Origin of the sequence: Pseudoalteromonas sp. APAL1 (genome assembly GCF_021532475.1) — a bacterium.
Classification (GTDB): Bacteria; Pseudomonadota; Gammaproteobacteria; order Enterobacterales; family Alteromonadaceae; genus Pseudoalteromonas; species Pseudoalteromonas lipolytica_C.
Genome location: NZ_JAKGAW010000005.1, coordinates 127,145 through 134,278 on the forward strand (window position 1 = coordinate 127,145; position 7,134 = coordinate 134,278).

A 7,134-nucleotide genomic window follows, 5' to 3' on the forward strand; every position below is an offset into this window, starting at 1 on the left:
GTAAATAAAGTATAACAATTCTCATTTACCCGTATTTAGTATAAAAGTGCGGGTGAACTTTTTTATGATAGTTGCTTATACCTAAATAATAGATACGCAAATGGTATGAGCAATAAAAAGTGTACCCCAATCAGTGATGGGGTTGTTAAATTTAGAAACTGTGTAAGAAATACCAGTAAGCTGGCACCACTCATTTGCATTACACCAATAAGAGCTGAAGCGGTGCCTGCTTGTTTCGAAAACATACTTAATGCGCGACCAGCTGATGAGCCGAGCGTAAGTGCAAAGCCAAATGCAGCAATAAACATAGGAAACATTAATGCCAGTGCAGTGCGTTGTTGGTTTAGTGCCAACATTAAGACACCAGATATAACAAGTAATAAGAGACCAGCTTTTAATGCGCGCTTTGGTTGACGTTTGATGTACAGCGGCATAATAAAGCTGGCAACAATGCTTAATACCGCATTACAAGTAAACCAGAATGTAAAATCGCTAACACTGCCTCCTAATTCAGTAATAAGCCAACCAGGTGCTAATGTTACAAACACTAATATAGCCGACATAGTTACTAAACAAATTAAGCTATGAAATAAAAACAAAGGTGTGCTAATAATCGGAATAAAACGACGTAAATCAAGCAGGTGACCGCTGTAAATGCTGTCTGCAGGGCGTGTTTCTTTGTACATTAACAAAGTTATGAATAAACCAATTAGCGCAAAGCCAGCCATGAATAAAAAGTTCATGCGCCAACCAAACTGTACTGTGAGCCAAGCACCGAGAATAGGCGCAAGAGCGGGAATAAAGCAGACAATACCATTGAGATAAGTAATGATTTGGCCACTTCGTTCACTACCAAACCTATCTCTTACGATGGCAAATGCCACCACAAACGTAGCGCAAGCTCCTAAACCTTGTAAGGCCCTTGCTACCATAAGGCTTGCAAAATCAGGTGCCAGATAAGCGCCAAAAGCAGCTAAACCATAGATTATGACACCTGCTAAAGCCACAGGTTTACGACCGAATTTATCAGCTAACGGGCCAGCAATGAGTTGGCCAAGCCCTACAGTTAACATAAATATGGCTACAGTTTGTTGTACTTGCTTTTCTGAAGCATTGAACTGTTCAGCAATAGTAGGAAATGCTGGAAGGTAAATATCTATTGCTAATGGACTAAATATAACCAGAAGGCCTAGGATGAATAATAGACTTAGGTTTTTGTGCTGGCGTGACTGCATTCGCTCTCCTTTAAAACGGTATTTTATGTGCCCCTAAAGGAAAAGAAAAGCGTTCACTTAGCGAAATGTGTAATCATTAAAACTGCTTACAAAAATTTTCCATTTCGCTATCTGGTCTGATGTGTTAGCTTTTTATCCCACATCATAAAAATAATGGATAAACGTCGTGAGCTCACAATCATCATTATTAAAAATTTGGACTAAATGCCAGTCACTGCCAAAAGGGAAGTGGTTATTTAGTAAAGCGGTGTGTTTTAAAGCCCCTTATTTTGGCTCAATAAAACCATTGATCACAGATTTGTCAGCAGGGCATTGCAGCGCAATCGTTAAAAATCGCCGAGCAATTCATAATCATATTGGTACTATCCACGCCATTGCCCAGTGTAATGTAGCAGAGCTTTGCGCAGGCTTAATGGTGGATGCAACTGTGCCGGCCAAAACACATCGCTGGATCCCAAAGGGGATGACGGTAAATTATTTAGCGAAAATTGATACCGATATGCGTGCAGTCGCACAGATTGAGGTGCCAAACGAGTGGTTAGATAAGCTAGATATCGTTGTCCCGGTGAAGGTTTATAATAGCCGCGATGAGTTAGTGTTCACCGCGGATATTACGATGTATGTAACGGCTAAAAAACGTTAAGACTTATCAGCGGCTTGTTTATTCACAAACGACAAGTCGTTGCTATCGTCAGGGAGTATTGATGGGCTACTTTCATCGCTTGAGCTTGGCTTGATAGGAGCAATTTTGTCTTCTTCATGACGATGCTTTAAGCTGCCTTCGATATTGGCACCTGCTTCAATACTTAGTGTATCGTGAAATACATCACCGTGGACTTGAGCTGTACTTTCTATGGTTACCTTATTCGCTATTAAGGAGCCAATGATCTTGCCTTTAATTACGACACTATCTGCTTCTATAAGACCTTCAACCATGCCTGTTAGGCCGATAACAAGATGTTTTACTCTTAAATCACCGTCAATACGACCATCAAGTTGAACTTCACCTTGGCTTACTAAAGTGCCAGTTAAGCGAACATCTTCTGCAATAATAGAGGGAGTATGGTTTGTTCTTTTTAAAGTAGAGCTAGTTGAGCTAGCTGGAGCTTGTTTTTTTTTACCGAACACGAGAAAGCGCCTTTGTTATTTTAACTGGGTTGACATGCTTGCCATTTACTAAAACTTCGTAATGTAAATGAGTACTTGTACTGCGACCTGTACTACCCATTAAGCCAATAACGTCATCTTTATTAACTGTTTGGCCTTTTTTTACTTTGATTTTATTTAGGTGGCCAAAACGTGTGACAAAACCGTTTTTATGCTGAAGTTCAATAAAGTTGCCGTAGCCACCGTTTCTTCCTGCGCGAAGTACGGTTGCATCTGCGGGGGCAAATATTTCGGTTTTATGCCAGCCAGCTAAATCAACCCCTTTATGAAATGCTCGACGGCCATTCATTGGATCTTTTCTCAGACCAAAGCTACTGGATATATAATAATCTGCAGCAGGGAGGGTTTGCGGTAATTCACTTAACAGATTTTCAAGGTTATTAAGCGCTAGCAATTTATCTGCAATCGTTAGAAATTCAGCGGGAATTTTTGACTCGTCAAATAAATCTAAAGGACCACCTTGGGCTGTGTCGCTTTCGTCAGTTGCGCTTCGGACAAGCGCATCATTAAGCCCTGCACCTTCAAGCATTGCTAAAATTTCTTGATGGCGTTGTTGGATTTGTTGCTCGAGCATGCCAAAAGTGTAGTTATAGCTTTTATCAAGTCGTGCTATACGCTCTGAAAAGCTCTCAAGTTGCATTGCTTGTTTAGGGTGTTCATCTTCTAACGGAGCATGAAACTCTTCGGCATGTTCTTTAATTGGGAGCAGTACCGGCTCGATACCGCCCTCAGGAGTGGTTTTATTGATTGATTCAGGTAATGACTCAATCATGCTTTGTAATAACGCTTGCTTTTGCTCTAGAATGGCCAACTGTTCTACTTGTTTTTGGTATGTAAGCTGTTGTTGAGCATGCTTTTTTTGCCATTCTTGTTGCTTGCTAAGTTGTGATTGTTCAATGCTGGATATTTGATCGGCTTGCGAAATGATTTGCAGCGTCGAAATGCTCAACCAAGCAACTGCTGTTAATACAATTAAAAACGTCGTTAGTTGTAACCAAGGCGCAAGGATAAGGTGCTTTACTTCGCCGTTCTGACGGATCAACAGCTGTCTAGCTGGAAAAAACGTGCGATAAAAAGACTTAAGTTTAACTAACATAGCGTATAAAAAATGACTAATAACCGAGTTAAGATAGCAATATGATTCAAAAAAGCTAGCAAAAATTTGTAACCCAGTTATAAAAAATGCAAAAAAAAGGGCAAAAATTGCCCTTATAACAAATAATTACTTTTATTTTGCAGGTAACACTGTACCTTCAACTGAACCAAAGCCAATGCGTGCAAAACCGTCTTTTTCACACCAACCACGCATAATTACGTTATCGCCGTCTTCTAAGAAAGTACGTTGCTCGCTATTCGCAAGAGTGATCTTTTCTTTACCACCGCGAGATAGCTCTAATAATGAACCGGCTTCTTCATGCTCAGGACCAGACTGCGTGCCCGAACCTAACATATCGCCCGGTTGGAAGTTACAGCCATTTACTGTGTGGTGAGCGACCATTTGCGCAACTGTCCAGTAAGAGTGCTTGAAGCTTGATTTAGATACCTGTGTTGGCGCTTCACCAGCTGCACGCATCTTTTCAGTTTCAATTTGCACATCCATTTTGATATCGAATGCACCAAACTCACGGTTATGAGCTGACTCTAAATAGTCCATTGGTTGAGGATCGTTTTCGTCACGTGTCCAGTTTGTTCTAAATGGTGCCAGTGCTTCTGTTGTAACAATCCAAGGTGATACTGTCGAAGCGAAGTTTTTCGCAAGGAATGGACCTAATGGTTGATATTCCCACGCTTGTAAGTCACGCGCAGACCAGTCATTAAATACACAGAAACCAAATACGTGGTTTTCAGCGTTTTCAATGGCAATCGCATCGCCTAATTCATTCCCTTTACCAAGGTAAATACCTAACTCAAGTTCGTAGTCTAGGCGTTTACAAGGGCCGAATGAAGGGACTTCTGCATCAGGAGCTTTGGTTTGACCGTTAGGGCGGTGGAACGTTTGACCTGATACATCAATTGACGATGAACGGCCGTGATAACCAATTGGTACCCATTTGTAGTTAGGTAGAAGTGGGTTATCAGGGCGGAACAGACTACCTACTGCTGTTGCGTGGTAAATAGAAGTATAAAAGTCAGTGTAATCACCAATGCGACACGGTAGCGCAAATTCGATGTCTGCTTGAGCGATAAGCGCTTCGCTTAATTGTTCTTGCTCACTGGCACCTTCACGGAGTGCTTTTGATAGGGCAAGACGAAGTGCAGACCAATATTGCTGACCAAGGCCCATAAATTCATTTAATGTAGCTTGGCTTGCTGCTTTAACAGCAACCTGTGCATCACCAGAGAATAAACCAAGTTCGTTTACTTTCGCTAAATCGATAACTTGGTCACCAATTGCTACAGCGCCACGGAACGCTTCGTCTGAATTTTTACGACGTACTTCTGCAAAAGGAAGGTTTTGAATTGGGAAGTCACAGTTCGCTTCGTTAGCAGATGCAACCCAGCTTTTTAAATTAATATCGTGGGTTTCGTTAATTAGGCTCATACTCTTTCCTTATTTGTTCGCGCTGATTTGTTAGTTATCTATATGGAGGCAATCAACGCAATTTAAACAGTTACTTTAAAACAGAATTCAAAACGAGAAAAAGCAGCGTGTGAATTTACCCAAACCACACGCTGCTTTTTATTCATCATGATGATTTAGATTACACCACGACGCTCTTGATCACGTTCGATTGATTCGAAAAGGGCTTGGAAGTTACCTTCACCGAAACCGCCGTCATCTACACGTTGGATCATCTCGATGAAGATAGGACCGAATAGGTTCTTCGAGAAGATTTGCAGTAGGTAACAGTTTTCGCTTTGGCTATCTACTAGGATTTGATGCTTACGGATCTTCTCTTTGTCTTCTTTAACCCAAGGCACACGGTCAAAAATGGTGTCGTAGTACTCAGGGATGATATCAAGCGTCGCAATCGTTGATTGGTCAAGCTTATCAAGTGAGCTTACTAGGTCATTGGTAAGGAATGCTAAATGCTGTACACCCGGACCATTGTACTCATTTAAGTACTCATCGATTTGGTTGTTGTTGTTATCTTTACCTTCGTTGATTGGAATCGAGAAAGTGCCGCACGGTGATTTAAGTGCGTAAGATAATAACGCTGTTTTTTGACCTTTAATGTCGAAGTAACGTACTTCGGTAAAACCAAATACGTCTTTATAGAAGTTAGCCCATGTTTCCATCGTACCTTTGTAAACGTTATTGGTTAAATGGTCGATACGGATGAAGCCTTTGTCTTCAACAATGTTTTGTTCGCTTAGATCTTCGAAGTCTGACTCATAGATAGACCCTTTGTCGCCAAATTGCTCAATGAAATAGATTAAGCTGTCGCCGATACCGTAGATAGCTGGGTAAGGTAAATCTTTGTGTGTTGAATCTGTGGCAGGTTTTGCACCGCGCTCAACAGCAACCTCGAATGCTTTTTGTGCATTCTCTACACGCCAACCCATAGAACAGATCGCTGGACCGTGGCTTTTAGCGAATTCAGCAGAGAAACCATCACGCTCATTGTTTAGTAAGAAATGAATGTCATGCTGGTTATAATAAACAATGTCTTTACCTTTGAATTTTTTTAGCTTTGAAAAGCCAAAATCAGTAAACACTTTGTCCATGTAATCTGCATCTGGTGTTGCGTATTCAGTGAATTCAATGCCCACTAGGCCTAACGGATTATTTACTTCGCTCATTGTCATTACTCCCGCAATTATAAGCACTGCGCTAAAAAGAATTATTGTTCTGTAATGAGCGGATGATTAACCAGAATCTTAATAAGGGGAAGATCTCGACTACATTTAGTCAAAGCAGCCTTTGTAAATTAAATGGGACAATGATTTTAATTTCAGCAGTTGCATTATCAAAGGCAATGAGCAAGGCACTATTTTGACTAATGGATGTCATCCTTTGTTTAATTTATCTATTTGTTTTTAATCATTAATTTTAGTATTTGTAAGGCGATAAAAAAGGCCTGAAACGGCCTTTTTTATTAAGTTGATTGTATAGTTTAGTTTACGGTTTGGCGCGCTTTGTTAAAAAACTTGCTACGTTGTTGTAACCAAGGATTACTCATAATTTGTGGTGCAGCTTGATAATGACGCTCAACCACTTGGTTTAGGGTACGCGTTGATTGGGTGAAATTGAGTTGTTGCTGTGCTGCGCCCATATTGGCAATTTCGGCATCAGTCATCGCACGACCAGCAAATAACAAGGCGTTTAAGTAACCCGGCTTAGTTTCGTAGTCATTATCGGTTAAAAGCAGCGCCGCGTTGTTAATTGCCCAGCGTTCATCAATTTCACCTTCATCTTTAAAACCAATTAGCTGGCCATCAAGGTATATTTTTAGTGCGCCATTGTTTGGAGCAGCATAAAACACAAAGGCAATACGATGCCAACTGTTAGCAGGTACTTCACCAAAATAGCCGCTGTCGGTGGTGGCAATACCAATGGCGTTATCTCGGCTAACGTACAGGTCTGCGTCATCACTATTAGTCATATCGGTTTGTAATAATGAACGCCACTCATTGGTGCTTTGTTCTGGCCACATAATATCCATCACTAAGGTGTAATCAGCGATAAACCCTTCTGTTTGGTAATCACCGTTGGCAGCACTATTAGCCGTTAAGATTAAGCCTTGGGTTGGGCTATGGCGAGCGAAAGCTAACACGCCTGAGGCACCAG

At 41.1% G+C, this 7,134-nt stretch carries 6 protein-coding genes and 1 pseudogene; 1 reads left to right on the top strand and 6 read right to left on the bottom strand.

The genetic code is table 11. The annotated features are described in order from the left end of the window. Window positions 1-62: 62 nt before the first annotated feature. Window positions 63-1,235 carry a multidrug effflux MFS transporter gene (locus L1264_RS04420; protein ID WP_135925684.1) on the bottom strand — a complete coding sequence of 391 codons (1,173 nt, stop codon included), beginning with the start codon at window positions 1,233-1,235 and terminating at the stop codon, window positions 63-65. A gap of 166 nt (window positions 1,236-1,401) precedes the next feature. Here L1264_RS04420 and L1264_RS04425 point away from each other — a divergent pair, with 166 nt between their 5' ends. Beyond that, the gene (locus L1264_RS04425; protein ID WP_199527011.1) at window positions 1,402-1,878 is read left to right on the top strand and encodes a hotdog fold domain-containing protein; all 477 of its coding nucleotides are present in this window, start codon (window positions 1,402-1,404) and stop codon (window positions 1,876-1,878) included. Here the strand turns inward: L1264_RS04425 and L1264_RS04430 are convergent. From L1264_RS04430 to L1264_RS04450, 5 genes and pseudogenes are all read right to left on the bottom strand, one after another. Further along, complete coding sequence (locus tag L1264_RS04430) at window positions 1,875-2,363, bottom strand: bactofilin family protein (protein WP_135925682.1); 489 nt, start codon at window positions 2,361-2,363, stop codon at window positions 1,875-1,877. The genes L1264_RS04425 and L1264_RS04430 overlap by 4 nt on opposite strands. Beyond that, window positions 2,353-3,498, bottom strand: coding sequence for a M23 family metallopeptidase (locus L1264_RS04435; protein ID WP_138556806.1), 1,146 nt, complete (start codon window positions 3,496-3,498; stop codon window positions 2,353-2,355). The genes L1264_RS04430 and L1264_RS04435 overlap by 11 nt, the downstream gene beginning before the upstream one ends. A 132-nt stretch (window positions 3,499-3,630) precedes the next feature. Further along, window positions 3,631-4,944 carry a fumarylacetoacetase gene (gene fahA, locus L1264_RS04440; RefSeq protein WP_235403678.1) on the bottom strand — a complete coding sequence of 438 codons (1,314 nt, stop codon included), beginning with the start codon at window positions 4,942-4,944 and terminating at the stop codon, window positions 3,631-3,633. Between the two features lie 155 nt (window positions 4,945-5,099). Beyond that, the gene (hppD, locus tag L1264_RS04445; RefSeq protein ID WP_062564358.1) at window positions 5,100-6,146 is read right to left on the bottom strand and encodes a 4-hydroxyphenylpyruvate dioxygenase; all 1,047 of its coding nucleotides are present in this window, start codon (window positions 6,144-6,146) and stop codon (window positions 5,100-5,102) included. A gap of 314 nt (window positions 6,147-6,460) precedes the next feature. Beyond that, window positions 6,461-7,134 (bottom strand): annotated as a pseudogene (locus L1264_RS04450) (LamG domain-containing protein); the annotation flags it as partial.